Here is a 24,363-nt window from a genome sequence, read left to right as displayed (position 1 = left end):
CCACCCGCCGCCCGGAGGGAGGAGGAATGTCTTCGGTACCGGTTACGACGTCTCGGCGAGCGTCACGGTTGCCCTGGATTCGGTGCCGTTGCGCTTGTAGGTCACCTCGACCCGGTCGCCGACCTTGCCGGCCTGCACGGCGCCGACCAGGTCGTCCGAGTCGTTGACCACCTTGTCGCCGAACCGGGTGACCACGTCGCCACGCTGCAACCCGGCCTTCTCGGCGGGGCTGCCCGGGGTGACGGCGGCGACCAGTGCCCCACCGCCCTCGGCGGCGGTCACGCTGACCCCGAGCGACGGGTGGCTGACCTTCTCGCCCCGCTGGAGCTTGCCGGCCACGTCCTTGGCCTTGTTGCTGGGGATCGCGAAGCCGACGCCGATGTTGCCGCTGCTGCCCTGCCCGGCGGTGGCGATGGCGGTGTTGATGCCGATCACCTCGCCCCGGGTGTTGACGAGGGCGCCGCCGGAGTTGCCCGGGTTGATCGGCGCGTCGGTCTGGAGCAGCCCGGCGATCGAGCTGGCCCCCTGGGCCGGCTCCTGCCGCTGTTCGCCGCTGCCCGCCTGGATGGTGCGGTCCCGGGCGCTGAGGATGCCGGCGGTGACCGAGCCCTGTAGGCCCAGCGGGCTGCCGAGGGCGAGCACCTGGTCGCCGACCTGCATGGCGTCGCTGTCGCCGAAGGTGGCCGCCTTCAGGCCGCTGACGCCGTTGGCCTTCACCACCGCCAGGTCGGTCTTCGGGTCGGTGCCACGGACCTGGGCCTGGGCGGTCTTGCCGTCGGCGAAGGTCACCACCACGCGGCCGTCCGTGGCGGAGGCGACCACGTGGTTGTTGGTGAGCACGAAGCCGTCGGCGGTGAGGATCACGCCGGAGCCCTCGCCGTTGTCCGTCGCGATCGAGACGACGCTGGGCTGCACGGCGGCGGCGATCCGGGGCAGGTCGGCGCCGTTGATGACCGGCGCTGCGGAGTAGGTGCGGGTGATGCCCGAGTCGCCGTCGACGGCGAGCGCGAGCGCCCCGCCGGCGACGCCCGAGCCGAGCATCAGCGCGAAGACCGCCACCCCGGCGCCGGCGAACTTGGCGATCCGGCCGGGCCGGGGGGCTGCCGTCTGCGGGGCCGCCCAGGGCGGCAGCGGCTGGCCGGAGGGGTGCGGCTGGTGACCGTACGGCTGTCCCGGCTGGCCCCCGCCGCTCCAGCCGGACTGCTGGCCGTACCAGGGCGCGCCGGGGTGGCCGGCGGCCTGCGGGTAGCCGGACTGGCCCGCGGCCTGCGGGTAGCCGGGCTGACCCGCCGCGTGCTGCGGGTGACCGGGCTGGCCGGCGGCGTGCGGATGCTGGGGCTGGCCGGCGACCGGGTACTGCGGAACGGCCGGGGCGGGCGCGAAGGGGCCGGGCGGGGTGGGTCGGTCGACCGGACCGGCGCCCTCGGGGGCGCGGGCCGGCTCGGCGGCACGCGGGCCGTCGAGGGCCGGGCCCGGCTCGGCGGTACGCGACGCCCCGCCGCCCACCGGGGCGACGCCACCGGCGGCCGGGGCGGCGTCGCCGCCGGGCACGGGGGCGAAGCCGACGGTCGGGGCGGAGTCGCCGGAAGCCGGGGCGGTGTCGCCGCCGGGGGCCGTGCTGAACCCGACGGTCGGGGCGGAGTCACCGGCGGGGGCGGAGTCGGACTGCGTGCGCTCGGCGCGCGGCAGCTCGGCGGTGGGGAGCGACGGCTCGGCGTCGGTGGGGGCCGGCCGGCGCTGCGGGTCGGACTCGTGCTCGGTCATGCGTCCACCTTGACGCGCGGCACTGCGATCCGCCTGGATCGCACCTGAATGTTGGCTGAAAGTCACTCGCCATCGCCCTCGGCGTCCGGCACGAGCGGGAGTCGGACCCGGAAGGTCGCTCCCCCGCCGGAGGTCTCGGCCACCTCGACGGTGCCGTGGTGGGCCCGCACCAGCGCCGCGACGATGGCCAGGCCGAGCCCGGTGCCGGTGTTGCCGCCGGCCCGCCGGGTACGCGCCGCGTCCACCCGGTAGAAGCGCTCGAAGACCCGCTCCGCCTGCTCACGGGTGAGCCCGGGACCGGTGTCCGCCACCTCCACCACGGCCAGGTTCCCGGGCTCGGCCCGCAGCCGCAGGGTCACCGAGGCATCCGGCGGGGTGTGCGTGAGCGCGTTGGTCATCAGATTGCCCATGATCTGACGCAGCCGGGCGTCGTCGCCGTAGACCACCAGCGGACCGGAGCCGGGCGCGACCTCCAGCTCGATCCGGCGCTCCGGCGCCACCGCCCGGGCCGCCTCGACCGCCTCGCTGGCCAGCACGGGCAGCTCCACCGGGGCGAGCGACAGCGGTCGCTCCCGGTCCAGCCGGGCCAGCAGCAGCAGGTCCTCCACCAGCAGCCCCATCCGGGCCGCCTCCTGCTCGATGCGGCGCAGCAGGTCGGCGGTCTGCTCCGGCGCGCTTGCCGCGCCCTGCCGGTACAGCTCGGCGAAGCCCCGGATGGTGGTCAGCGGCGTCCGCAGCTCGTGCGAGGCGTCCGCGACGAACTGCCGCATCCGCTCCTCGGAGCGCCGGGCGCGCGCCTCGGAGGCTAGCGCCGAGTCGGCCGCGTCCCGGGCGGTGGCCTCGGCGGACCGGGCGGCCAGCTCCGAGGCGGCCCGGGCGGTGAAGGCGACCTCGATCTGGTTCAGCATGGCGTTCAACGCGCGGGAGAGCCGGCCCAGCTCCGAGGTCGGGACGGGCTGCCCCTCCTCCGGGTCGGGCACCCGCCGGGTGAGGTCGCCACCGGCGATGGCGGCGGCCGTACGTTCTATCTCCACCAGCGGCTTCAGGCTGGTCCGGACGATCGCCGCGCCGATGGAGGCGAGCAGGATCAGCACCGCGGTGCCGGCGAGCACGTCGATCCAGACCAGGCGCTTGACCGCCAGGTCCACGTCGGTGAGGTGGTGCGCGACCGCGGCCATCTGGCCGTTCGGCAGCTCCGTGTAGAGCATCCGCCAGCGGCTGTGACCGTCGCGGGCACGGACGGTGAAGGGGTCGCCGACCAGGTCCGCGAAGCCCTGCTCCGTCGTCGGCCACGGCGGCAGGTCCTCCGGGCGGAGGTTCGGATTGAAGTAGCTCGCTTTGGGCTCGCCGTCGACGACCGCCAGCACGATGAACTCGCTGGGCATGCCGAACTCGATCTGCCTGCCCTGCATGAGCAGGTCGACCGCCCGGGACAACGTGCCCTTGGCGAGCCGCAGGTCGTCGTCGACCTGGGCTTCGAGGTAGCTGCGGAGGAAGAACGTGGTCGACACGCTGATCACCACCAGCGCTCCGGTGACCAGGGCGAGGACGGACGCCACCAGCTTGACCCGGAGCGGGACGCCGCGCAGCTGCGCCTTTCCCTGGTCGAGCGGGTTCACGCCGCCGGCTTGCGCAGGACGTAACCGACGCCCCGCAGGGTGTGGATCAGCCGGGGCTGGGTGTTGTCCACCTTGCGGCGCAGGTAGGAGATGTAGGACTCGACGATGTTGTCGTCGCCCCGGAAGTCGTAGTTCCACACGTGGTCGAGGATCTGCGCCTTGGACAGCACCCGGTTGGCGTTCAGCATCAGGTAGCGCAGCAGCTTGAACTCGGTCGGCGAGAGCTGCACCCGCTGGCCGGCCCGGTGCACCTCGTGGGTCTCCTCGTCCAGCTCCAGGTCGGCGAAGGTGAGCCGGGAGGGCGCCTGCTCGCCGCTGCTGGTGCGCCGCAGCACCGCCCGGATCCGGGCGGTCAGCTCCTCCAGGCTGAACGGCTTGGTGACGTAGTCGTCCCCGCCCAGGGTCAGCCCGCGGATCTTGTCGTCGGTCGCGTCGCGGGCGGTGAGGAAGACCACCGGCGTACGGGTGCCGCCCTCGCGCAGCATGCGGATGACCTCGAAGCCGTCCAGGTCGGGCAGCATCACGTCGAGCACCACCAGGTCCGGCCGGTGGTCCTTCGCGGCGTTGAGGGCGGCGCTGCCGCTCGTCGCGGTGGCCACGTCGAAGCCCGCGAAGCGCAGGCTCGCGGAGAGCAGTTCGAGGATGTTGGGATCGTCCTCGACGACGAGCAGTCGCGCCTCGGTCTGGGTAGCGGCCATGCCGCCCATCATCCGTGCTCTCGCTGCGTCCGCGCTGGGCAGTCGCTGGAAAGAACCTGTGAGGCGACCGGCGCTCAGCGCAGCAGCCGACGCAGCCCGTCCAGGGCGCCGTCGAGCAACCGGATGGCCGTACGCAGCTGCGAGTCGCTCGGCCGACGGGCGCGGACCAGGGCGCCCACCTCGACGGCGAAGGCGGCCAGCCGCTGGTCGAACTCGTCCAGCGGCGTCGACCCGGGGCCGGGCGCCGGCGCCGGACCGGTGGGGGGTGCGGGCGAAGGGCCGGGCGAGGGGGCGGGCGTCGGGCCGGAGCCGGGGGGCGCCCAGCGGGTGCCCCGGGTCTGCCGGGCCGCCTCGCGCAGCTCCCGCTTCAGGTCGCGGACGGAGCCGCGTACCTCGTTGCGGATCTCCCCGGCCAGGGCGGACAGGTCCTCCACCGAGGCGGCGATGTCCGCCTCCAGGGCGGTCAGCTCGCCGGCCCGCTGGCGCAGCTCGGCCCGGCCCGCCTCGGTGATCTCGTAGACCTTGCGGCCGCCGACGGCGGTGTGGGTGACCAGCCCGTCGGCCTCCAGCCGCTGCAACCGCGGATAGATGGTGCCGGCGCTGGGCGCGTAGAGGCCGAGGAAGCGCTCCTCCAGCAGGCGGATCAGCTCGTAGCCGTGCTTCGGGCCGTCGTCGAGGAGCTTGAGCAGGTAGAGCCGGAGCCGCCCGTGACTGAACACGGCGGTCACGGCAACTCCTCCTCGTCGTGGCCCACCGGCCGGGCGAGCAGCGCGATGCTGCCCGAGGTGGCGGACGCGGAGAGCTTACCCTCACCCGTGCCGAGCACGCCCTCGCTGTCGACGCCGGCTCCCGGCCCGGCGCCGCTCCGCACCTGCGGGAAGGCGCTGGTGATCCGGCCCGACGTGGTGTGCAGGCGGACGGCCAGGTCGCTGTCCTCGCGGACCCGGACGGTGACGCCGCCGGAGATCGTGCTGAGCCGGATGTCGCTGCGCCGGGGATTGTCCAGGTCGCAGGTGATGGCCCCGGAGGCCGTGTGGGCCCGGACCCGGCCCGCCGCGCTGTCGGCGAGGGTCACCTCGCCCGAGACCGTCTCCAGGTCGAGGTCGCCGGCCACGCCCAGCGCCTCGACCGGACCTGCGGTGATCTTCGCCGACGTCCGGCCGCGCAGCCCCATCAGGGTGATCTGGCCGGCGGTCACCTCCACCCGGGTCTCGCCGCGCAGGCCCGACGCGACCAGCCTGCCCTGCACCAGCTCCAGGTCGGCGAGCACGTCGGCGGGGACCGCGACGGAGACGTCGACCCTGGGCAGTCGGGACAGCGGCCCCATCCAGAAGACGAAGTCCGAGAGCCGCCGGCGCCGCTGCTGGCGTACGGAGAGCCGGCCGTCACGGTGCCGCACCACGACCGGCCGGCGCCCGACCCTGATGATGTCGACCCGGGGCGGGCCGTCGGTGGCCACCACGTTGAGCCGGCCGCTGAGCAGGTGGACGTCGAGTCGGGCGATCGGCCCGTCCAGGGTGATCCGCTGCGGGGTGTGCACGGTCCAGTCGGTCATCGGTCCTCCCTCCGCGACACGCCGCGTCGTCGGCGCGTCGGATGGCAGGACACTAACGCGATACATCGCGATATTACAAGCGCGGACGCGACAACCTCACGGCACCGGTTCCACGAGCGGCCGGCGGTACGGCCCCCAGGCCACGAAGCGGTCGAACATGGCCCGAGGGCTGGGACCGCCGCGCGGGTCGAGGTGGTAGAGGTCGCGCATCGCCTCGTACATGAGGCCCGCCAGGTAGATCGACAGGCTGTGCTGCTCGCCCTCGTACTCGGCCTTGAGCAAGAGTCGCGCGGTCGCGCAGGGCCACGGCTGACCGCACGAGCGACAACCCCAGTGCGGTCGCAGCGGCGTGTGCGGCGGCCGGCCCTCGATGCGGTGGCGGGGGCGCCCGGGACGCGGTCCGGGGCCGGGCTGCGGGAGCCGGGTGGAGAGCAGGGGCCTCACCAGCGCCCCCCGTTCAACCGGCGCGCCCGCCCGGCGGCGGCCAGGTCGGCCGCGCCGTACCACAGGATCTCGGTCGCGTCGTTCGCCCTCGGCCCGACCGGAGGCGGCACGAAGGGTCCGATCGGGCCGGGGAGGTACGGAGCCGGCCGGCCCGGGCGGGGCGGCGGGGGCGGCGCCGGAGCGGGCTTCGGCCGCCGGCTCCGGATCTCCCGCCGCTCCGCGCAGTTCGGGCACGCGCAGTGCCGTCCGCACCGACTCCGGTGCCAGCCTCCACGGTGACCCACTTCTCCCCCACCCCCGTTGTCGAGGTGGGCCGCCCCGCCACGGGGGAGAGCAGGGCGGCCCCGGCAGGACCCGCCCACGTCCTCACTGACGGCGAACGGGCCCGCGTGGTGACAGTCTGGTGAGGACACCACTACCGTCGACACATGCTCGCCGTATCCGCGCAGGTCAGCGAGGCGTTCGAGCGGGCACGGGAGACACGCCGACGGGACCGAGCAGAATTTGGGGAATCGATGGGCACCGCCACCAACTACGTGCTGGGTGAGCTACGCACGTTCCGCGCTCAGCTCGGCCTGAGCCAGGACGACTTCGGCAGGACGATCGGCTACTCCGGGTCGCACGTCAGCTCGGTCGAGACGGGCGGTCGCCCGCCGACGCGGGAGTACATGAAGGCGATCGACGACCAGCACGACACGGGCGAGCGGTTCGGCCGGATGCTCCGTGAGCTGGCCCGGCTCGACGCCACGCCGGCCTGGCTGCGGGAGTGGATCGAGTTCGAGCGGGAGGCCACGACGCTGCGCTGGTTCGAGCTGGCGTACGTGCCGGGCCTGCTCCAGACCGAACGCTACGCCCGCGCCACGCTGGCCGGGGGCCGGTTCACGCCCGACGAGGTCGAGCGGATCGTCGCGTCCAGGATGGAGCGTCAGGCGATCCTCGGCCGGGAGCGGCCGCCCCAGCTCATCGCCGTCGTCGACGAGGCCGTGCTGCGCCGGCCGGTGCTCGACCAGCCGGGGCTCATGGCCGAGCAGCTCGACCACCTGGTGGCCGCCGCGACGCAGGAGCACGTCCAGCTCCACGTCGTCCCGGCCGATGCCGGCATGTACCTCGGGCTGGCCGGCCAGTTCATCATCGCCGAACTGCCGGACGGCACCCGGGTGGCCCACGCCGACAACCAGCTCAGCGCGCAGATCGTCGACGCATCCATCGACATTGCTAGGCTGGCCAAGACGTGGGAGATAGTGCGGAACGAGGCCCTCCCCCGCCGGCAGTCGACCGTGCTGATCAAGGAGGTGGCGAAGTCATGGACGTGACGACCCCGCGGTGGCGGAAGTCGACGAAATCCGGCGGCAACGGCGGTTCCTGCGTCGAGGTCGCCGACAACGTGCCGGGCGTCGTGCTGGTGCGCGACACCAAGGACCGCGAGGGCGGCACCCTCCACTTCGACTCCCGGGCGTGGCAGTCGTTCGTCGGCCTGGCCAAGCGCATCGGCCCGGTCGGCTGACCCGCTTCTCCCCCCGTCCTCACGCCGCATATCCGGCCGGCGCCCGCCCGACGGCGGCAGCGGGGACGTGCACGACCGACTCGGCCGCCCGGGCGAGCAGCCGCCGGTCGGCGTGCCGGGCGGGATGCAGGGCGGCGGAGACGCTCACCCGCACCTCCAGGTCCCGGGCGGCGAGCACCCGGCCCACCGAGCGCAGCAGGTCGTCGTCCCCGACGAATGCGGCGGCCGTGGTCGGCACGCCGGTCGCGGCCCACCGGTAGCCGATCCGCAGCGGCACCACCGGCGCCCCGGCGTCGATCGCCGCCTGGAACAGCGCCGGACGGAACCCCCGGCCGGGGCGGCAGGCGACCGATTCGGCGGTGCCGCACCAGGTCGTACCCTCCGGGAAGACCGCCACCGGGTTGCCGGCGCGCAGCGCGGCGGTGACCCGGGCGACCGTCGCGGGCAGCGCGCGGGGGCGGGCCCGGTCGACCAGGACCGTGCCCGCCGCCGCGAGCAGCCCGACCAACGGCCAGGACCGGACCTCCCGCTTGGCCACCATCCGAGCCGGCGCGACGGCCAGCAGCGCGAGCACGTCCAGCCAGGAGACGTGGTTGGCGGCCGGCCGCGCACCACGAGGCGCACGCCGAACGCGCGCAGCGTCCACCGGGCCCAACCACGTAGGGCCGCCGCCCGGTCCCCGGCCGGCAGCACCGGCAGCAGCGCCGCCAGCGCCGCCCCCGCCGACAGCGTCCCGAGGACGGCGAGGGTCCGGCCCGCCCGCCGTACGGGCGACACGGCCGGCACCTCGCCGGCCGGCGGGAGGCAGGTCGGCCCGCACCCCGACGCGGGCAGCCAGAGGCGTCCGGCGGTGCTCACCGCTCGGCCCCGCCGAGGAAGTGCCGCAGGTAACGGGGGTTCATCCGGTCCAGGGAGAAGAGCACGTAGAAGTCGGCCACCCCGAAGTCCGGGTCGTACGCCGGCTCGCCGCAGACCCAGGCCCCGAGGCGCAGGTAGCCGCGCAGCAGCGGCGGGACCGTGGTCCGCGCCGTCGAGCCGTCGGCCGCCGCCGGCCCGGCGATCCTGTCCGGCTCGGCGAACCAGGGGCGCCTCGGCCGTACGCGCAGCCGCGGCGGGGCCAGGTGCCGGGCCGAGACCTCGTCCCACACCCGCGCGACGGTCCCGCCCCCGTCGGCGACCGGCACCGACGCGCAGCCGCCGAGCCAGCGCGACCCGCGCAGGTGCAGGTAGCGGACGATGCCGGCCCACATGAGGTTGATCACGGCGCCGGATCGGTGATCGGGGTGCACACAGGACCGGCCGGCCTCGACCAGGTCGTCGCGGAGCGGGTCGAGCCCGGTGAGGTCGAACTCGGTCGCGGCGTACCGCCGGTCGGTGCGGCCCGGCGGGAGCAGCCGGTACGTGCCGACCACCTCGCCGGTGCCCTCCTGCCGGACGATCAGGTGGTCGCAGTACGCGTCGAGGTCGTCGACGTCGAGCCCGGCGGCCCCCGGGCGCAGGGTGGCGCCGAGTTCGGTGGCGAACACCTCGTGACGGAGACGTTGCGCGGCGGCGACCTCGCGCGGGTCGTCGGCGATCAGCAGGGTGTAGCCGCTGGTCGTCAGGGGTGCGCCAGCGGCGTGCAGAACGGCCATGGGACCTGTGTAGGCGGCTCGGGTTGCCGGCCGACGGGGTGAGGAGTGTCGATGAGGTGAACGGCCCGTGCCGGTGTCGGGGCGACGACGGCGGGCGCGCTCGTCTCAGCGGGTGGCGCGCAGGTCCCGGGCGAGATGCGAGCGCCGGAACCCGACCGTGACCAGGCGCCGCAGGTCGGCCCGGTTGTCGTGCATGAGCTGCACGCGGAAGTAGTTGACGTACTCCAGTACGGCGAAGAGGCCGAAGGCCAGCCCCGGGTACGACCGCGCGCCGGGCGCCCGCACGGCGGCCACGGCGCAGGCGGCGATCACGGCGACCAGGAGGAACGGCAGGGCGGCGCGCGCGGTGACGAAGTGACGCCGGCCGGGCAGGCGCGCCTCCCCGCGGCGCAGTTGTCGCAGCTTGAGCGCCCAGTAGGCCGCGCCCACCACGAGCAGGGCCGCGAACGCCCCGAAGCCGGCGAGGTTCGCCGCCGTCGGCGGCAGACCCACCAGCTGGAACCACACCCACGCCTGTAGGGGGACGTTCAGCAGCTCCCAGCCGGCGAGGGAGCGGAGCCGACGCCGGGCCGCCTCGCGGGTCGGGCCGGTCACGGCGGCGACGCCTGCACGGAGTCCGAGGGGCCGGGCAGCAGCAGTGCGACCGCTCGTCGTACGGCCTCGACGTCGCCCTCGCCGGGAGTGCCGTCGTCGCGCATGGCGCGGCGGGCGACCGCGTACGGCAGGTCGACCACGGCCAGCACGACATCGGCCGGGCGGTGCCCGGTGGCGTGGGCCATCGCGGTGAGGGCATCGCCGAGGGCGCGGTGGTGGGCCTGCGCCTGCTGGGCGAGCGCGGGTGAGGTGTCGCCGCGCAGCAGGTCGCGCAGAGCGTGGCGCAGGAGGAGGGCGGCGTCCTCGGGGTGGGCACGACACCAGGTCAGGACAGCAACCGCGGCGCGGACGCCGGCCTGCGCGTCGGCCGGGCCGAGGGCCTCCAGGTAGACGCGGAGGAAGCGGTCCTGCGCGCGTAGCCAGGCGGCGGCGACGAGGTCGTCGCGGCGCGGGAAGCGGTGGTAGACCGAGCCGCTGGAGGCACCGGTGGCCAGGCAGACGGCACGGGCGGAGGCGGCGGCAGGCCCGCCCGAGAGCACCAGGGCCCGGACGGCGTCGAGCATCACGTCGGCCGAGTGCTTGACCGGCTGCGGCATGAGGTAGAGACTACCCTCTACTTGAAGTAGCGAATGCTCTCTAGGAGAGTCATGGTCCGCAACATCCACGAGCGGCAGCTCGCGGCGCCTCCCGCAGCCGTGGGCGCATTGATCGACTCCCTCGCGACTGCGGATGACCGGTTGTGGCCGCACGGGCGGTGGCCGGCAATGCGGTTCGACCGCCCGCTCGGCGTCGGCGCCCGTGGCGGGCACGGGCCGATCCGCTACACCGTCGTCGCGTACGAGCCCGGGGCCCGGATCCGGTTCGAGTTCTCCGCGCCGGCCGGCTTCCGCGGCCATCACGGGTACGAGGTCCTACGGGTCACCGACCGACGCTGCCTGCTGCGTCACTCCCTCGTCATGACCACGCGGTGGCCGGCGTGGGTGAGCTGGCCGACGGTCTACCGCCCGCTGCACGACGCCCTCATCGAGGACAGCCTGGACACGGCGGCTCACCACCTGGGGCTGGCATCGGCCCCGTCGCACCGCTGGACCCGGCGGGTCCGGGGCCTCCGCTCGCTGGCCCGCCGCCGACAGCCCTGAGGCGCCCGGCCCGTGCCGGTGCCGGGTCGCGACGTGCGAGGCTGCCGGGGGCGCACCGGCGACGGGGCCGGGCGTCGCGGTCGGAGGTGTCTCATGATCATCGAGTCGCGTTTCAACGGGCCGCCCGGCTCGGGCAACGGCGGCTGGAGCGCCGGGGTCCTCGCCGGCGCCGCCGGCCCCGGGCCGGTCGAGGTGACGCTGCGTCGCCCGCCCCCGTTGGAGACCCCGCTCACTCTCGCCGACGGCGAGGTCCGCGACCCGCAGGGCAATCTCGTCGCCCAGGTCCGCCCCACGGAGGACCCCCGGGCGGTGGTGCCGCCGGTGGACCTGCCGGCCGCGCGGGCCGCCTCGGCGGCGTACCCCGGGCTGGTCGACCACCCCTTCCCGGGCTGCTACGTCTGCGGCCCGGACCGCGCCGACGGGCTGCGGATCTTTCCGGGGCGGCTGCCGGACGGCCGCACCGCCGCGCCGTTCCGGGTGCCCGGGTCGGTCACGACCGCCACCGCCTGGGCCGCGCTGGACTGCCCCGGCGGCTGGGCCGTGATCGCCCCCGGCCGGCCGTACGTCCTGGGCCGGATCGCGGCGGTGGTCGCGGCGCTGCCGGAGCCGGGCGACGAGTGCGTGGTGACCGGCGTCATGGTCGGCGGCGAGGGCCGCAAGGCGCTCGTGCACACCAGCCTGTACGCACCCGACGGCGCCCTGTTGGCCTGGGCCCGGGCAACCTGGATCGCCGTGGCCGACGACATCGGATAATCGTTCCTGGGGATGAGGGCCTCCTGCCTGAGGCGGAGGTGGATCTCGGAAGTGCGCCTGATTGACCTGGTTGCGCCCGCCCGCCACGCTGTGTCACGGCGTACCCCGACGCCACCGCACGAAGGAGAGCAATGACTGACGGGCAGAGAAGCCCCACCGGTGACGGTCAGATCGTGGTGTCCGGCCTGACGAAGCAGTACAAGAACGTCCGGGCCGTCAACGACCTGTCGTTCACCGTCGAACCGGGGCGGGTGACCGGCTTCCTCGGCCCCAACGGCGCCGGCAAGACGACCACGCTGCGGATGCTGCTGAACCTGGTCACGCCGACCAGCGGGACGGCGACCATCAGCGGGCGGCGCTACGCCGACCTGACCGACCCGCTGCGGCACGTCGGCGCCGTGCTGGAGGCGTCCAGCGCGCACAAGGGCCGCACCGGCATCAACCACCTGCGGGTGATCGCCGCGGCGGCCGGCCTGCCGAAGCACCGGGCCGACGAGGCGCTGGCGCAGGTCGGGCTCACCCCGGCGGCGAAGCGCAAGTTCAAGGGCTACTCGCTCGGCATGAAGCAGCGGCTCGGCATCGCCGCCGGGATGCTCGGCGACCCGCGCGTGCTGATCCTCGACGAGCCCGCCAACGGGCTCGACCCGGAGGGCATCCGGTGGATGCGCGGCTTCCTCAAGAACCTCGCGCACGAGGGCCGCACGGTGCTGGTCTCCAGCCACCTGCTGTCGGAGATGCAGCTGCTCGCCGACGACGTGGTGATCATCGCGGCCGGGCAGCTGGTCCGGCAGGGCACGGTCGAGCAGGTGATCGGCTCGATGGCGCAGGGCGTCCGGGTCCGGGTCCGCACCCCGCAGGCCGACGCGCTGACCGCCGCCCTCAAGGAGGGGCCGGCCACCGTCGACCGCGACGAGCACGGCGTCCTGCTGGTGGGCGGGGTGGACGCCCCGACCGTGGGGCGGGTCGCCCTGACGGCGGGCGTCGAACTGCACGAACTGACCACGGAACGGCCCGACCTGGAACGGGTCTTCCTGGAGCTGACGGCCGGAAAGGCGGGCATCCGATGAACCTCGTCCGGTCCGAGCTTCTCAAGATCCGCACCACCAGCACGTGGTGGTGGCTGGCCATCGCCGCGTTCCTGTCGATCGCGCTGGCCTTCGCCTTCAACGCCTGGGTCGCCAACGAGACGTTGAACGGCAACGCCGAGGAACTGGGCGTCACCGGCGACCAGGCCTCCGCGGCGGCGCAGGCCGCCAACCTGTACACCTCCGGGCAGTACCTGGGCCTGATGTTCGTGATGCTCATCGGCATCCTGATGGTCACCAACGAGTTCTTCCACCAGACGGCGACCACGACGTTCCTGGCCACGCCCCGGCGCACGTCGGTGATCCTCAGCAAGCTGGTCGCGGCCAGCCTGCTGGGCTTCGCGTTCTGGCTGGTGACCACGCTGATCGACCTGGCCGCCGGGGCGGTGTTCCTGTCGGCCAACGGCCACGGGACCCTGCTCGGCGAGTGGGCCGTGCAGCGGGCGCTGCTGCTCAACCTGCTGGCGTACGCGATCTGGACGGTCCTCGGCATCGGCATCGGCACGCTGATCACGAACCAGCTCGGCGCGGTGATCACCGCGGCGGTGCTCTACCTGGTCGGCACGCAGGTCGTCGGGCTGCTCTTCGTGCTGCTGTCGAACCTGCTGGACAGCGAGGCCGTGGTCAAGTGGCAGGTGATCTGGCCGGCCGTCGCCTCGACCGTCATGGTCAGCGAGGGCCAGACCGACTTCACCCCCGCGTGGTGGGTCGGCGCGCTCGTGCTGATCGGCTACGCGGTGGTGAGCGGGGTCGCCGGCGTCCTCATCACCCGGCGGCGCGACATCTCCTGACGCGTCCAGACGGCGGGGGTGGTGCCCGGCACCACCCCCGCCGCCGTGCGACGTGGGGCTCACCACCACATCCGGCCTTACCAGCAGCCGACCGCGCGCGCAGCGCTTGGTGAACTTCTGGCATCTTCTGTGAAACCGGCCACGGGTCGGAGGCGGAAATGCCTGTGGCATCCGTACGGCGTAGCCTGGGAGCCGTCTCGTGCGCGCCCGCAGGCAGGGTTCGTCCGGACACCGCGTGACACACAAACCCGCGTGAAAGAGGCGATTACCGGCCGTGTCGACCCAGCAGACTTCGCAGGAGAACCCACTGGCGGGTTTCGGTCCGAACGAGTGGATCGTCGAGGAGATGTACCAGCGCTACCTCGCCGACCCCACCAGCGTCGATTCGGCCTGGCACGACTTCTTCGCGGACTACCGCCCGGCGCCGGGCGCCGGGAAGCCGCGCGGAGCTGAGCAGGCCCCGAAGCCGGCCGCCAAGCCGGAACCCGCCGGCCAGCAGGAGGCGGCCGCCGCGGTCGCGCAGCCGGCGGAGAAGAAGCCCGCCGAGAAGAAGCCGGCCGAGAAGAAGCCGGAGCCCAAGCCCGAGAAGCCCGCCGCCAAGGCCGCCCCGGCCAAGCCGGCGCCCGAGAAGGCGGCTCCCGAGAAGGCGGCTCCCGCCAAGCCCGCGGCGACCAAGCCGACCGCCACCGGCCCGCAGACCACCCCGCTGCGCGGCGTGGCCGCGAAGATCGTCCAGAACATGGACGCCTCGCTGGCCGTGCCGACCGCCACCAGCGTGCGCGCCGTCCCGGCCAAGCTGCTGGTCGACAACCGCATCGTGATCAACAACCACCTCACCCGTGGGCGCGGTGGCAAGGTCAGCTTCACCCACCTCATCGGGTACGCGATGGTCCGCGCCCTGGTCGCCCACCCGGAGATGAACAACTCCTTCGCCGAGGTCGACGGCAAGCCGGTCATGGTCCGGCCGGAGCACGTCAACCTGGGCATCGCGATCGACCTGACCAAGCCGGACGGCAGCCGCAACCTGGTGGTCCCCTCCATCAAGGCCTGCGAGCAGATGGACTTCCGGCAGTTCTGGCAGGCGTACGAGGACGTGGTCCGGCGCGCCCGCCGCAACGAGCTGACCATGGACGACTACTCCGGCACCACGATCTCGCTGACCAACCCGGGCGGCATCGGCACCGTGCACTCGATGCCGCGGCTCATGCAGGGGCAGAGCGCGATCATCGGCGTCGGCGCGATGGAGTACCCGGCTCCCTACCAGGGCATGTCCGAGGCCACCCTGGCCGAGCTGGCCGTCAGCAAGGTCATCACCCTCACCAGCACGTACGACCACCGGATCATCCAGGGCGCCCAGTCCGGCGAGTTCCTGAAGGTCATGCACGAGCTGCTGCTCGGCGAGCACGGCTTCTACGACCAGATCTTCACCTCGCTGCGCATCCCTTACGAGCCGGTGCGCTGGATGCGCGACGTCGCGGTCAACAACGAGGGTCAGATCAACAAGACCGCCCGGGTGCACGAGCTGATCCACGCGTACCGCGTGCGCGGTCACCTGATGGCCGACACCGATCCGCTCGAGTTCAAGATCCGCAAGCACCCCGACCTGGACGTGCTCCAGCACGGGCTGACCCTCTGGGACCTCGACCGCGAGTTCCCGGTCAACGGCTTCGCCGGCAAGCAGCGGATGAAGCTGCGCGACATCCTCGGCGTGCTGCGCGACTCGTACTGCCGGCGCGTCGGCATCGAGTACATGCACATCCAGGACCCGGAGGAGCGGCGCTGGATCCAGGAACGGATCGAGCGCAAGTACGAGAAGCCGCCGGCCGACGAGCAGAAGCACGTGCTCAACCGGCTCAACGCCGCCGAGGCGTTCGAGACCTTCCTCCAGACCAAGTACGTCGGGCAGAAGCGCTTCTCGCTGGAGGGCGGCGAGTCGCTGATCCCGCTGCTCGGCGAGGTGCTGGAGGCCTCCGCCGAGGGCGGGCTGGACGAGGTCGTCATCGGCATGGCCCACCGTGGCCGGCTCAACGTGCTGGCCAACATCGTCGGCAAGCCGTACGAGAAGATCTTCTCGGAGTTCGAGGGGCACCTGGACCCGCGCTCCACCCAGGGCTCCGGCGACGTGAAGTACCACCTGGGCCAGAACGGCAAGTTCACCACCCCCGACGGCGACCACGCGGTCAAGGTCTCGGTGGTGGCGAACCCGTCGCACCTGGAGGCCGTCGACCCGGTGCTGGAGGGCATCGTCCGGGCCAAGCAGGACCGGATAGACCTCAAGCTGGAGGGCTACACCGTGCTGCCGCTGGCGGTGCACGGTGACGCCGCCTTCGCCGGTCAGGGCGTGGTCGCCGAGACCCTCAACCTCTCCCAGCTGCGCGGCTACCGCACCGGCGGCACCGTCCACGTGGTGGTCAACAACCAGGTCGGCTTCACCACCGCCCCGGAGTACAGCCGCTCCAGCCTCTACAGCACGGACGTCGCCCGGATGATCCAGGCGCCGATCTTCCACGTCAACGGCGACGACCCCGAGGCCGTGGTCCGGGTCGCCCGGCTGGCCTTCGAGTACCGGCAGGCGTTCAACAAGGACGTCGTCATCGACATGGTCTGCTACCGCCGGCGCGGACACAACGAGGGCGACGACCCGTCGATGTCCAACCCGCAGATGTACAAGATCATCGACTCGAAGCGGTCCGTACGGAAGCTCTACACCGAGGAACTGATCGGGCGCGGCGACATCACCGTGGAGGACGCGGAGGAGCTGCTGCGCGACTACCAGTCGCAGCTGGAGCGGGTCTTCAAGGCCACCCGCGACGCGGCCACCACGCCGCGGCAGCTCAGCCGCCCCAAGCGGGAGGACGAGCCGGAGCCGCAGGTGGAGACCGCCACCGACGCCGCCGTCGTCAGGGCCGTCGGCGAGGCGCACGTCAACCTGCCGGAGGGCTTCACCCCGCACAAGCGGATCCAGCAGCTGCTCGACCGGCGGGCCAAGATGTCCGTCGAGGGCAACATCGACTGGGGCTTCGGCGAGATCATCGCGTTCGGCGCGCTGCTGCACGACGGGGTCACCGTCCGGCTCGCCGGCCAGGACTCCCGCCGGGGCACCTTCGTGCAGCGGCACGCCTCCGTGGTCGACTCCCGGACCGGCAACGACTACCTGCCGTTGCAGTCGCTCACCGGCGACGGCGAGCGGTCCCGGTTCTTCGTGCACGACTCCCTGCTCAGCGAGTACGCGGCGATGGGCTTCGAGTACGGCTACTCGGTGGAGAACATCGACGCGCTGGTCTGCTGGGAGGCGCAGTTCGGCGACTTCGTCAACGGCGCCCAGTCGGTGATCGACGAGTTCATCTCCTCCGGCGAGGTGAAGTGGGGCCAGCGCTCCGCGGTCACGCTGTTGCTGCCGCACGGCCACGAGGGCCAGGGCCCGGACCACACCTCCGGCCGCCCGGAGCGGTTCCTCCAGATGTGCGCCGAGGACAACATGCGGGTGTCCATCCCGACCACCCCGGCCAACTACTTCCACCTGCTGCGCCGCCAGGCGCTCTCGCCGAAGCGCAAGCCGCTGGTGGTGTTCACGCCGAAGTCGCTGCTGCGGCACAAGCTCTGTGTCTCCTCGGTCGAGGACTTCACCTCCGGCACCTTCCAGCCGGTGCTGCCCGACTCGGGCGCTCTGGCGCCGGAGCAGGTGAAGCGGGTGCTGCTCTGCTCGGGCAAGGTCTACTACGACCTGTTCCAGGCCCGCGCCGATCGCGGCGTCACCGACACCGCGATCATCCGGATCGAGCAGCTCTACCCGATGCCGGTCGAGGAGATCCGGGCCGCCCTCGCGGCGTACCCGAACGCCGAGGACTTCGCCTGGGTGCAGGAGGAGCCGGCCAACCAGGGTGCCTGGTCGTTCGTCGCGCTCAACCTGCTGGAGCACCTGACGGACGTCCGGCTGCGCCGGATCTCCCGCCCGGCCGCGGCCGCCCCGGCCGTCGGCTCGGCGAAGATGCACGAGGTCGAGCAGACCGCGCTGATCGAGGCGGCCCTGCCCCGCCCGTGACCTGACGCACCACCCAGCGCACGGGGCAGAGCCGTCGACACGACGGCTCTGCCCCGCTCGCCGTCCCGCCCGCCCCGCACGCGACGGCACCTGTCCGCACCCCGACCACGAGGAGGCAACGGAGAGCATGTACTTCACTGATCGAGGCATCGAGGAACTGGTCGAGCGCCGGGGCGACGAGCAGGTCACCATGGAGTGGCTCGGCGAGCGCCTGCGCGACTTCGTCGACCTCAACCCCGAGTTCGAGACGCCGATCGAGCGTTTCGCCACCTGGCTGGCCCGCCTCGACGACCCCGACGACGAGTAGCTCTACCCGAGTCGACGAGCGCGGCGTTACAGTGACGTCGGTCTGTCCGCTCGACGGTCGGGGTACGGCATGGAGACGACCGGCGGCGCCACGGTCGCGCCGGCCGACGGCGCCCATCGCCGTCCCGCCCGCGCGCGGGCCCCGGAGCGAGCGGGGTCCCGGGGCGACCGGCAGAGGCCCCGCAGCGGGCGAGGGCCGCGGGACGACCGGCAGAGGGCCCCGGAGCGGGCGGAGGCGCCGGAGCGACCGGCGGAGGCGCCGTGACCGACGCCTGGGCGGATGTCGCCGAGGTTCCCGGCGCGCGAAGGACGCTGGAACGACACGGTCGCGTCCTGCGCGAGGAAATCCTCGGGGTCGCCGCCCACCTCGCCCCCGGGCAGACGCTCCCCGTCCCGATGTCCCGGGAGCCGGAGGAGGACCTCTGGCACGAACCACTCTGGTACGCCCGCCGGGCGACGCTCCGTCTCACCACCGACTTCGGCTCGGTCGAGGTCGTCCAGCACATCGCGCACCGGCTCGCGGCGCAGGGCTGGCACACCGATCTCGACGCCTCCTCGACGGCGGTCGCCACCGCGTCGGCCATCCGCGACGGCTTCTTCCTCTGGCTCATGGCGTACCCCGGCTTGTCCCGGGCCGACCTCGGCGGCAGCACCCCGCCCGTCCTGCTCTACGCGGATCCCGCCGGCACTGCCATCCGCCCCCCTCCCCCTCCCGCGCCGCCGAAGCGGTTCGTACCGCCCGAGCCGGTCGTCACCGAAGCCACCCGCAAGCCCGGTCACGTGCTCTGCGGTGACTGCGACGGGATCGGCTGGTGCCCGGAGTGCCTCGCCCGGGGATACCTCCTCGACGACAGCGGCGAGGAGCGGCGGTGCTTCGTCTGTTTCGGCTCGAAGATCTGCCAGATCTGCGGCGGCTTCGGCCAGAAGCGCCTCGCCGACATGCCCTCCTGGGTGCGCCGCCAATACCCACCCACCGACCCCGCCCACTGACCCCACCCGGCGCCGTTGATCATGGCGTTGCCGACAGCCGGTCCTGGCGTGTCGTGACGGCAACGTCATGATCAACGAAAGAGGGGCGAAGGACCCGAGCCGGGAGTCCGAAGATCTTCTAGGGTGGGTGGGTGGCGCGGAGTGTGTACCTGACCAGCGTGGGTTCCGGCGGCGGAAAGTCGACCATCGCCCTCGGCCTGGCCGAGCTGTTGTCCCGGCAGGTCGAGCGGATCGGCGCGTTCCGGCCGCTGGTGCGCGGGGACGGTCCCGACCCGATCCTCGCCCTGCTCAGTGACCGCTACCGGATCGAGCTTCCGCTGGCCGACCTGAGCGGCACCAGCTACGCCGAGGCGACCGCGCTGGTCGCCGACGGGCGGCGGGAACAGCTCGTCGCCGGCATCGTCGAGCGGTACCGGGAAGTCGAACGGCGCTGCCCCGCCGTGGTCGTGGTGGGCAGCGACTTCGCCGACGGCGGCGACGGGGCCGGCCCCCGCGAGCTGGCCTTCAACGCCCGGCTGGCCACCGAGTTCGGCAGCGTGGTGGTGCCCGTCGTGGACGGCTTCGGGCAGGAGCCGGCGGCGATCGCGGCCGCCGCGCGCGGGGCGTACCACGATCTGGCGGACCTCGGGGCGACGGTGCTGGCGGTGATCGCCAACCGGGCACCCGGCCCGATGACGCTGCCCGAGCTGCCCGTGCCCACGTACGCCATCCCGGAGGTGCCGACCGTGTCGGCGCCGACGGTGGCCGAGGTGGCGGCGGCGCTCGGCGCCACCCTGCTCGCCGGGGACGACGACGCGCTCAGCCGCGACGTGCTCGACTACGTGGTCGGCGCGGCGCACGTGCCGACGCTGCTGGACCACCTGACCGAGGGCGCTCTGGTGATCACCCCCGGCGACCGGGCCGACCTGCTGGTGGCGGCGAGCGCCGCGCACGTGGCCGGGCAGGTCTGCGTCTCGGGGCTCGTGCTGACCCTCGGCGAGCAGCCCGACCCACGGGCGATGCGGCTGGTCGAGGGGCTCAACACCGGGCTCGCGGTGCTCTCCGTGCCCAGCGACAGCTACGACACCGTCGCCGCGTCCAGCCGGATCGAGGGGCGGCCCAGCGCGGCCAACCCGCGCAAGGTGGAGGCCGCGCTCGGCGCGTTCGAGCGCTGCGTGGACACCGACGACCTGGCCCGCCGGCTGCGGGTCAGCCGCTCCGCGCGGGTCACCCCGCTGATGTTCGAGTACGACCTGATCGACCGCGCCCGCGCCCGTCGTCGGCACCTCGTGCTGCCCGAGGGGGCGGAGGAACGGATCCTGCGCGCGACGGAGATCCTGCTGCGCCGGGGCGTCGCCGACATCACCCTGCTCGGCCGCCCGGACGACATCGCGCGACGCACCCGCGAACTGGGCATCGACATCGCCGGGGCGCGGGTGGTCGACCCCGTCGCCAGCGAGTGGCGCGACGAGTTCGCCGCCACGTACGCCAAGTTGCGCGCCCACCGCGGCGTGACCCTCGACCTGGCCCACGACATCGTCGCCCAGCCGAACTACTTCGGCACGCTGATGGTGCAGACGGGACACGCCGACGGGATGGTCTCCGGCGCGACCCACACCACCGCCGCCACGATCCGGCCCGCGTTCGAGATCATCCGGAACGTGCCGGGCGTCTCGGTCGCCTCCAGCGTCTTCTTCATGCTGCTCGCCGACCGGGTGCTGGTCTACGGCGACTGCGCGGTGAACCCCGACCCGGACGCCGCCCAGCTCGCCGACATCGCCATCTCCTCGGCCGACACCGCCGCCCGGTTCGGCATCGAGCCACGGGTCGCGATGCTCTCCTACTCCACCGGCAGCTCCGGGGCGGGCGCCGACGTGGAGAAGGTCGCGGCGGCCACCAAGCTGGTCCGCGAGCGCCGGCCCGACCTGCTCGTCGAGGGGCCCATCCAGTACGACGCGGCCATCGACCCGGCCGTCGCGGCGACGAAGCTGCCCGGCAGCGAGGTCGCCGGCCGGGCCACGGTCTTCATCTTCCCGGACCTGAACACGGGCAACAACACGTACAAGGCGGTGCAGCGTTCCGCCGGGGCGGTGGCCGTCGGGCCGGTGATGCAGGGCCTGCGCCGGCCGGTCAACGACCTGTCCCGGGGCGCCACCGTGCCGGACATCGTGAACACCGTGGCGATCACCGCCATCCAGGCCGCCGCCACCGAGGAGTCGTCATGAACGGTCCCGCCGCCCCGCAGCAGCGCCCGACGGATCGCGTCCTCGTCCTCAACTGCGGGTCGTCGTCGGTGAAGTTCCGGCTCTTCGACGGCGACCGGGTGGTCGACAAGGGCACCGTGGAGCGGGTCGGCGAGGCCGGCGGCGGCCCGGCCGACCACGAGACGGCCGTCCGGGGCATCCTCGACGGGCTGGACCTGACCGGGTTGGCCGCCGTCGGGCACCGGGTGGTGCACGGCGGGAAGCGGTTCGGCGAGCCGGTGCTGATCGACGACGCGGTGCTCGCCGCGATCCGCGACCTGGTCCCGCTCGCGCCGCTGCACAACCCCGGCAACGTGACCGGCATCGAGGTCGCCCGGGCGGCGCTGCCGGAGGTGCCGCAGGTCGCCGTCTTCGACACCGCGTTCCACCACACCCTGCCCGAGGCCGCCGCGACCTACGCGATCGAGCGGGACACCGCCGAGCGGTACGGCATCCGGCGCTACGGGTTCCACGGCACCTCGCACGCGTACGTGTCGCGGCGCACCGCCGAGCTGCTCGGCCGCCCGTACGCCGAGGTGAACACGATCACCCTGCACCTCGGCAACGGCGCGAGCGCCTGCGCGGTGGCCGGCGGCCGGAGCGTGGCCACCTCGATGGGGATGTCCCCGCTGGAGGGCCTGGTGATGGGCACCCGCAGCGGCGACCTGGACCCGACCGTGATCTTCCACCTGCGCCGCGAGGGCGGGCTCTCCGTCGACGAGATCGACGACCTGCTCAACCACCGCAGCGGCCTGCTCGGGCTGACCGGCGCCAACGACATGCGCGAGGTGCTCGCCCGCCGGGCGGACGGCGACCCGGCGGCGGCGCTCGCCTTCGACGTCTACTGCCGGCGGATCACGGGCTACGTGGGGGCGTACTACGCGCTGCTCGGCCGGGTGGACGCCGTCACCTTCACCGCCGGCGTCGGCGAGCACGCCGCGCCGGTGCGCGCCGCCGCCCTGGCCGGCCTGGAGCGGCTCGGCATCGCGGTGGACCCCGAGCGCAACGCCGGCTCCGGCGACCGGGTCGTCTCGCCGGAGGGCGCCGAGGTGACCGTCTGCGTCGTCGGCACCGACGAGGAACGCGAGATCGCCCTCCAGACCCGCGCCGTCATCGAGACCGCCGGCTGACCGCCCAGGCCGGCACCCACGCCGGCTGACGCGACCGGACCGGCACCCACGGAGCTTGTCGCGTCGCTCGGCCCGCAGGTCACCACCCGCATCGGCGACCGGTGGCCGAGGTCCGCGCGCCACCACCGTGGACCTCAGCGGCGGGCCTTTCCACGTCGCCTGGCGGCCCGGGTGCGCCGTACGCGGCCGCGCCCCCGGCCCCGCCGGGGTGGTGCGGGGGCGGGCCGGTCGAGCATCCCCGTCGCAACGAGGGCCGCGAAGAGGAAACCCCCGCCCAACGCCGCACCCAGCAGCCCGAACGGGATGCCGCCCCAGGAGTTGAGGAAGAAGACCGAGTCGTCGGTGCTGCCGTTGGCGGCCACGAACTCCGCCGGCCGCTCCGGATCGACCCAGAGCATCATCTCCTCCGGGGGCTCCTCGGTACAGCCGCCGGCCGAGCCGCAGAGGATGCGCTCGTTGTGCTGGACACCGCCGTACTCGTACCAGACCTGGACGGTGTCGGTGCCGCCGCCGCGTCCGACGGTGTCGCGGCGGTCGCTCACCGTGGCCCGCACCGGGACGCCGTCCGTCCGCAGCCGCTCCGCCTTGGCGTGCAGGTGCCACTTGTACGCCCCGATGGCCACGGCGTACGTCAGGCCCGCGAGCAGCAGCACCAGGCCGAGGGCGGCACTGCCCCGGTGGACGCCGCGAAGACCGGAGCGGAGCCTCCGCCACCGCCCCGGAACGCGCCCCGGGCCCGCCGCCGGCTCAGGGCTGCCCATCGGCGGCTCTCCCGCGCCCGGCTCCGGGCCTCCAGGCGGCGCCACGCCGCTCAGCCCAGCGCGAGCCAGGCGAGGAGGGCGACCAGCACGACCGCGACGACCGCCGCGCCGACGAGCAGCGGCGTCCGGGACGCGCCGGCCGGGGCCTCGGGTTCGGCGGTGTGGGCGTAGGCGCGGAACGCCTCGGTGTTGCCGCTCGGGTCTGTGCGGTTCTCAGGCATGGCGGTGACCCTAGCCAAGCCGGTTGCGCGCCGCCGTCCCCGGCGCGCGTCCCGGGGTCAGGTCCAGCCGGCCGGTGGAGACGATCCGCCCGGGTGGTGAGGGCGTCCGGTCCGGACGGCGGGACCACTGCGGGCCGCCGGGCACCTACCGTGAATCCGTGGGGACAAAGCGGCTGGTCGCCGTGCTGATGACGACGTTGCTGGCCGGTTGCGCCCCGGCGGGAGCCGCCGCGCCCGGCACACCGCCGGCCCGCCCGGTGCCCGTGGCCGCCTACGCCGTCGGCGTACGCACGTTCACCGTCGACCCGACCTCGGCGCGCCCCCTGCCGGTGACCGTCTGGTACCCGACGGAGGGCGACGCGGTGGCCGCCGGGCGCTTCCCCGTGGTGGTCTACAGCCACGGACTGCACAGCCTGCCCGAGCTGCACGCCGGCCTGACCGCGCGCTGGGCCGCCGCCGGGTTCGTGGTGGCCGCCCCGGCCTACCCGCACACCCGGCGCGGCGCCGCCCGGTTCAGCCGTGCCGACGTACGCCACCAGCCCGCCGACGGCTGGCGGCTGATCCGGCACCTGGTGCGGCTCGACACCCGGGCCGGGGACCCGCTCGCCGGGCACCTCGACGTCACCCGGGTCGCCGCCGCCGGCCACTCGGCGGGCGGCTTCACCACGGCCGGCATGTTCGCCTCCGGGCGCTCGGGGCGGCTGCGCGCCGGCATCGTGATCGCCGGTGGCGGAACGGCCGGCAGCTTCGCCGGGCCGGCGGCCCCGCTGCTCTTCGTACACGGCACGGCGGACAAGATCGTGCCGGTGACGGTCGGCCGCGCCGCGTACCACCGCACGGCCGGCCCGACCGCCTTCCTGAGCCTGCTCGGGCAGGGCCACGGCGAGTACCTCACCCCGGGACGACCCGGCTTCGACCAGGTCCTGGCCACGACCACGGACTTCCTCCGTTGGACGCTCTACGGCGACCCGGCCGCCGGCCGCCGCCTACCCGGCGACGCCCGCCGCCCCGGCGTGACGGCGTTCGAGACCCACCCCGCCCGCTGACCCGCCCGCGCCGGCCCGGAGCCGCGCGACCGCCCCCGCACCGGACCCGGAACCGCGCGCGACCG

At 73.8% G+C, this 24,363-nt stretch carries 23 protein-coding genes and 1 pseudogene; 12 read left to right on the top strand and 12 right to left on the bottom strand.

Going from position 1 to position 24,363, the window contains the following annotated elements; genetic code table 11:
- Positions 1-42: 42 nt before the first annotated feature.
- From ACFHW0_RS06275 to ACFHW0_RS06250, 6 genes are all read right to left on the bottom strand, one after another.
- Positions 43-1,764, bottom strand: a complete 1,722-nt coding sequence (locus ACFHW0_RS06275) for a trypsin-like peptidase domain-containing protein (RefSeq protein WP_416606041.1) — start codon at positions 1,762-1,764, stop codon at positions 43-45.
- A 62-nt stretch (positions 1,765-1,826) separates the two neighbouring features.
- Positions 1,827-3,383, bottom strand: a complete 1,557-nt coding sequence (locus tag ACFHW0_RS06270) for a sensor histidine kinase (RefSeq protein WP_416606040.1) — start codon at positions 3,381-3,383, stop codon at positions 1,827-1,829.
- Positions 3,380-4,081, bottom strand: a complete 702-nt coding sequence (locus tag ACFHW0_RS06265) for a response regulator transcription factor (protein WP_089003225.1) — start codon at positions 4,079-4,081, stop codon at positions 3,380-3,382. The genes ACFHW0_RS06270 and ACFHW0_RS06265 overlap by 4 nt, the downstream gene beginning before the upstream one ends.
- A gap of 74 nt (positions 4,082-4,155) precedes the next feature.
- Positions 4,156-4,809, bottom strand: coding sequence for a PadR family transcriptional regulator (locus ACFHW0_RS06260; protein ID WP_416606038.1), 654 nt, complete (start codon positions 4,807-4,809; stop codon positions 4,156-4,158).
- Complete coding sequence (locus ACFHW0_RS06255) at positions 4,806-5,636, bottom strand: DUF4097 family beta strand repeat-containing protein (RefSeq protein WP_416606037.1); 831 nt, start codon at positions 5,634-5,636, stop codon at positions 4,806-4,808. The genes ACFHW0_RS06260 and ACFHW0_RS06255 overlap by 4 nt, the downstream gene beginning before the upstream one ends.
- Before the next feature lie 96 nt (positions 5,637-5,732).
- Positions 5,733-6,071 (bottom strand): hypothetical protein, encoded by a 339-nt coding sequence (locus ACFHW0_RS06250; RefSeq protein ID WP_416606165.1) that lies wholly within the window; start codon positions 6,069-6,071, stop codon positions 5,733-5,735.
- Between the two features lie 524 nt (positions 6,072-6,595).
- Here ACFHW0_RS06250 and ACFHW0_RS06245 point away from each other — a divergent pair.
- Together ACFHW0_RS06245 and ACFHW0_RS06240 are read left to right on the top strand one after the other, a co-directional pair.
- On the top strand, positions 6,596-7,393 hold the full coding sequence (locus ACFHW0_RS06245; protein ID WP_416606163.1) for a helix-turn-helix domain-containing protein: 798 nt from the start codon (positions 6,596-6,598) through the stop codon (positions 7,391-7,393).
- Positions 7,384-7,584, top strand: coding sequence for a DUF397 domain-containing protein (locus ACFHW0_RS06240; RefSeq protein WP_416606036.1), 201 nt, complete (start codon positions 7,384-7,386; stop codon positions 7,582-7,584). Before ACFHW0_RS06245 ends, ACFHW0_RS06240 begins: the two co-directional genes overlap by 10 nt.
- 19 nt (positions 7,585-7,603) lie before the next feature.
- Here ACFHW0_RS06240 and ACFHW0_RS06235 read toward each other — a convergent pair.
- The 4 genes and pseudogenes from ACFHW0_RS06235 to ACFHW0_RS06220 form a co-directional block, all read right to left on the bottom strand.
- Positions 7,604-8,442: pseudogene (locus ACFHW0_RS06235) on the bottom strand (lysophospholipid acyltransferase family protein).
- On the bottom strand, positions 8,439-9,218 hold the full coding sequence (locus ACFHW0_RS06230) for a GNAT family N-acetyltransferase (protein ID WP_416606035.1): 780 nt from the start codon (positions 9,216-9,218) through the stop codon (positions 8,439-8,441). Before ACFHW0_RS06230 ends, ACFHW0_RS06235 begins: the two are co-directional and overlap by 4 nt.
- A 105-nt stretch (positions 9,219-9,323) precedes the next feature.
- The gene (locus tag ACFHW0_RS06225) at positions 9,324-9,812 is read right to left on the bottom strand and encodes a hypothetical protein (protein ID WP_416606033.1); all 489 of its coding nucleotides are present in this window, start codon (positions 9,810-9,812) and stop codon (positions 9,324-9,326) included.
- A complete protein-coding gene (locus ACFHW0_RS06220) occupies positions 9,809-10,408 on the bottom strand; it encodes a TetR family transcriptional regulator (protein ID WP_416606032.1) in 600 nt (199 codons plus the stop codon). The genes ACFHW0_RS06225 and ACFHW0_RS06220 overlap by 4 nt, the downstream gene beginning before the upstream one ends.
- Before the next feature lie 168 nt (positions 10,409-10,576).
- On the opposite strand from ACFHW0_RS06220, the gene ACFHW0_RS06215 reads away from it, so the two are divergent.
- The 9 genes from ACFHW0_RS06215 to ACFHW0_RS06175 all read left to right on the top strand — a co-directional run bounded on the left by ACFHW0_RS06215 (position 10,577) and on the right by ACFHW0_RS06175 (position 22,270).
- A complete protein-coding gene (locus ACFHW0_RS06215) occupies positions 10,577-10,951 on the top strand; it encodes a hypothetical protein (protein ID WP_416606031.1) in 375 nt (124 codons plus the stop codon).
- A 93-nt stretch (positions 10,952-11,044) separates the two neighbouring features.
- Entirely contained in the window at positions 11,045-11,704 is a 660-nt protein-coding gene (locus ACFHW0_RS06210; protein WP_416606030.1) for a hypothetical protein, read from the top strand.
- A 131-nt stretch (positions 11,705-11,835) separates the two neighbouring features.
- Positions 11,836-12,771, top strand: a complete 936-nt coding sequence (locus ACFHW0_RS06205; RefSeq protein ID WP_416606028.1) for an ABC transporter ATP-binding protein — start codon at positions 11,836-11,838, stop codon at positions 12,769-12,771.
- Positions 12,768-13,580 (top strand): ABC transporter permease, encoded by an 813-nt coding sequence (locus ACFHW0_RS06200; protein ID WP_416606026.1) that lies wholly within the window; start codon positions 12,768-12,770, stop codon positions 13,578-13,580. The genes ACFHW0_RS06205 and ACFHW0_RS06200 overlap by 4 nt, the downstream gene beginning before the upstream one ends.
- 274 nt (positions 13,581-13,854) lie before the next feature.
- Positions 13,855-17,622, top strand: coding sequence for a multifunctional oxoglutarate decarboxylase/oxoglutarate dehydrogenase thiamine pyrophosphate-binding subunit/dihydrolipoyllysine-residue succinyltransferase subunit (locus ACFHW0_RS06195; protein WP_416606024.1), 3,768 nt, complete (start codon positions 13,855-13,857; stop codon positions 17,620-17,622).
- Between the two features lie 127 nt (positions 17,623-17,749).
- Positions 17,750-17,929: a DUF6104 family protein gene (locus ACFHW0_RS06190; RefSeq protein ID WP_416606022.1), complete on the top strand. Its 180-nt coding sequence runs from the start codon at positions 17,750-17,752 to the stop codon at positions 17,927-17,929.
- Between the two features lie 260 nt (positions 17,930-18,189).
- The gene (locus tag ACFHW0_RS06185) at positions 18,190-18,918 is read left to right on the top strand and encodes a hypothetical protein (protein ID WP_416606020.1); all 729 of its coding nucleotides are present in this window, start codon (positions 18,190-18,192) and stop codon (positions 18,916-18,918) included.
- A gap of 131 nt (positions 18,919-19,049) precedes the next feature.
- Positions 19,050-21,122, top strand: coding sequence for a phosphate acetyltransferase (gene pta / locus ACFHW0_RS06180; RefSeq protein ID WP_416606019.1), 2,073 nt, complete (start codon positions 19,050-19,052; stop codon positions 21,120-21,122).
- A complete protein-coding gene (locus ACFHW0_RS06175) occupies positions 21,119-22,270 on the top strand; it encodes an acetate/propionate family kinase (protein ID WP_416606017.1) in 1,152 nt (383 codons plus the stop codon). Before pta ends, ACFHW0_RS06175 begins: the two co-directional genes overlap by 4 nt.
- Before the next feature lie 134 nt (positions 22,271-22,404).
- Here ACFHW0_RS06175 and ACFHW0_RS06170 read toward each other — a convergent pair whose 3' ends face one another.
- Both ACFHW0_RS06170 and ACFHW0_RS06165 read right to left on the bottom strand, forming a co-directional pair.
- Positions 22,405-23,031 (bottom strand): DUF3592 domain-containing protein, encoded by a 627-nt coding sequence (locus ACFHW0_RS06170; protein ID WP_416606015.1) that lies wholly within the window; start codon positions 23,029-23,031, stop codon positions 22,405-22,407.
- Between the two features lie 50 nt (positions 23,032-23,081).
- Positions 23,082-23,252 carry a hypothetical protein gene (locus ACFHW0_RS06165; protein WP_416606014.1) on the bottom strand — a complete coding sequence of 57 codons (171 nt, stop codon included), beginning with the start codon at positions 23,250-23,252 and terminating at the stop codon, positions 23,082-23,084.
- 158 nt (positions 23,253-23,410) lie between these two features.
- Between ACFHW0_RS06165 and ACFHW0_RS06160 the strand changes: the two genes are divergently transcribed.
- Positions 23,411-24,298, top strand: coding sequence for an alpha/beta hydrolase family protein (locus tag ACFHW0_RS06160; RefSeq protein WP_416606012.1), 888 nt, complete (start codon positions 23,411-23,413; stop codon positions 24,296-24,298).
- Positions 24,299-24,363 lie beyond the last annotated feature (65 nt).

Origin of the sequence: Micromonospora sp. LOL_025 (assembly GCF_048060285.1) — a bacterium.
Lineage (GTDB): Bacteria > Actinomycetota > Actinomycetes > Mycobacteriales > Micromonosporaceae > Micromonospora.
Note: the sequence above shows the minus strand (reverse complement) of the source record. Positions and strands in the feature narration are given on the sequence as shown.

Bases quoted from the DNA above. Each gene is read 5' to 3' on its own strand.
- ACFHW0_RS06275 (WP_416606041.1), bottom strand. From the start codon at position 1,764: ATGACCGAGCACGAGTCCGACCCGCAGCGCCGGCCGGCCCCCACCGAC.
- ACFHW0_RS06265 (WP_089003225.1), bottom strand. From the start codon at position 4,081: ATGGCCGCTACCCAGACCGAGGCGCGACTGCTCGTCGTCGAGGACGAT.
- ACFHW0_RS06255 (WP_416606037.1), bottom strand. From the start codon at position 5,636: ATGACCGACTGGACCGTGCACACCCCGCAGCGGATCACCCTGGACGGG.
- ACFHW0_RS06245 (WP_416606163.1), top strand. From the start codon at position 6,596: ATGGGCACCGCCACCAACTACGTGCTGGGTGAGCTACGCACGTTCCGC.
- ACFHW0_RS06240 (WP_416606036.1), top strand. From the start codon at position 7,384: ATGGACGTGACGACCCCGCGGTGGCGGAAGTCGACGAAATCCGGCGGC.
- ACFHW0_RS06230 (WP_416606035.1), bottom strand. From the start codon at position 9,218: ATGGCCGTTCTGCACGCCGCTGGCGCACCCCTGACGACCAGCGGCTAC.
- ACFHW0_RS06220 (WP_416606032.1), bottom strand. From the start codon at position 10,408: ATGCCGCAGCCGGTCAAGCACTCGGCCGACGTGATGCTCGACGCCGTC.
- ACFHW0_RS06215 (WP_416606031.1), top strand. From the start codon at position 10,577: ATGCGGTTCGACCGCCCGCTCGGCGTCGGCGCCCGTGGCGGGCACGGG.
- ACFHW0_RS06210 (WP_416606030.1), top strand. From the start codon at position 11,045: ATGATCATCGAGTCGCGTTTCAACGGGCCGCCCGGCTCGGGCAACGGC.
- ACFHW0_RS06205 (WP_416606028.1), top strand. From the start codon at position 11,836: ATGACTGACGGGCAGAGAAGCCCCACCGGTGACGGTCAGATCGTGGTG.
- ACFHW0_RS06200 (WP_416606026.1), top strand. From the start codon at position 12,768: ATGAACCTCGTCCGGTCCGAGCTTCTCAAGATCCGCACCACCAGCACG.
- ACFHW0_RS06190 (WP_416606022.1), top strand. From the start codon at position 17,750: ATGTACTTCACTGATCGAGGCATCGAGGAACTGGTCGAGCGCCGGGGC.
- ACFHW0_RS06175 (WP_416606017.1), top strand. From the start codon at position 21,119: ATGAACGGTCCCGCCGCCCCGCAGCAGCGCCCGACGGATCGCGTCCTC.
- ACFHW0_RS06170 (WP_416606015.1), bottom strand. From the start codon at position 23,031: ATGGGCAGCCCTGAGCCGGCGGCGGGCCCGGGGCGCGTTCCGGGGCGG.
- ACFHW0_RS06165 (WP_416606014.1), bottom strand. From the start codon at position 23,252: ATGCCTGAGAACCGCACAGACCCGAGCGGCAACACCGAGGCGTTCCGC.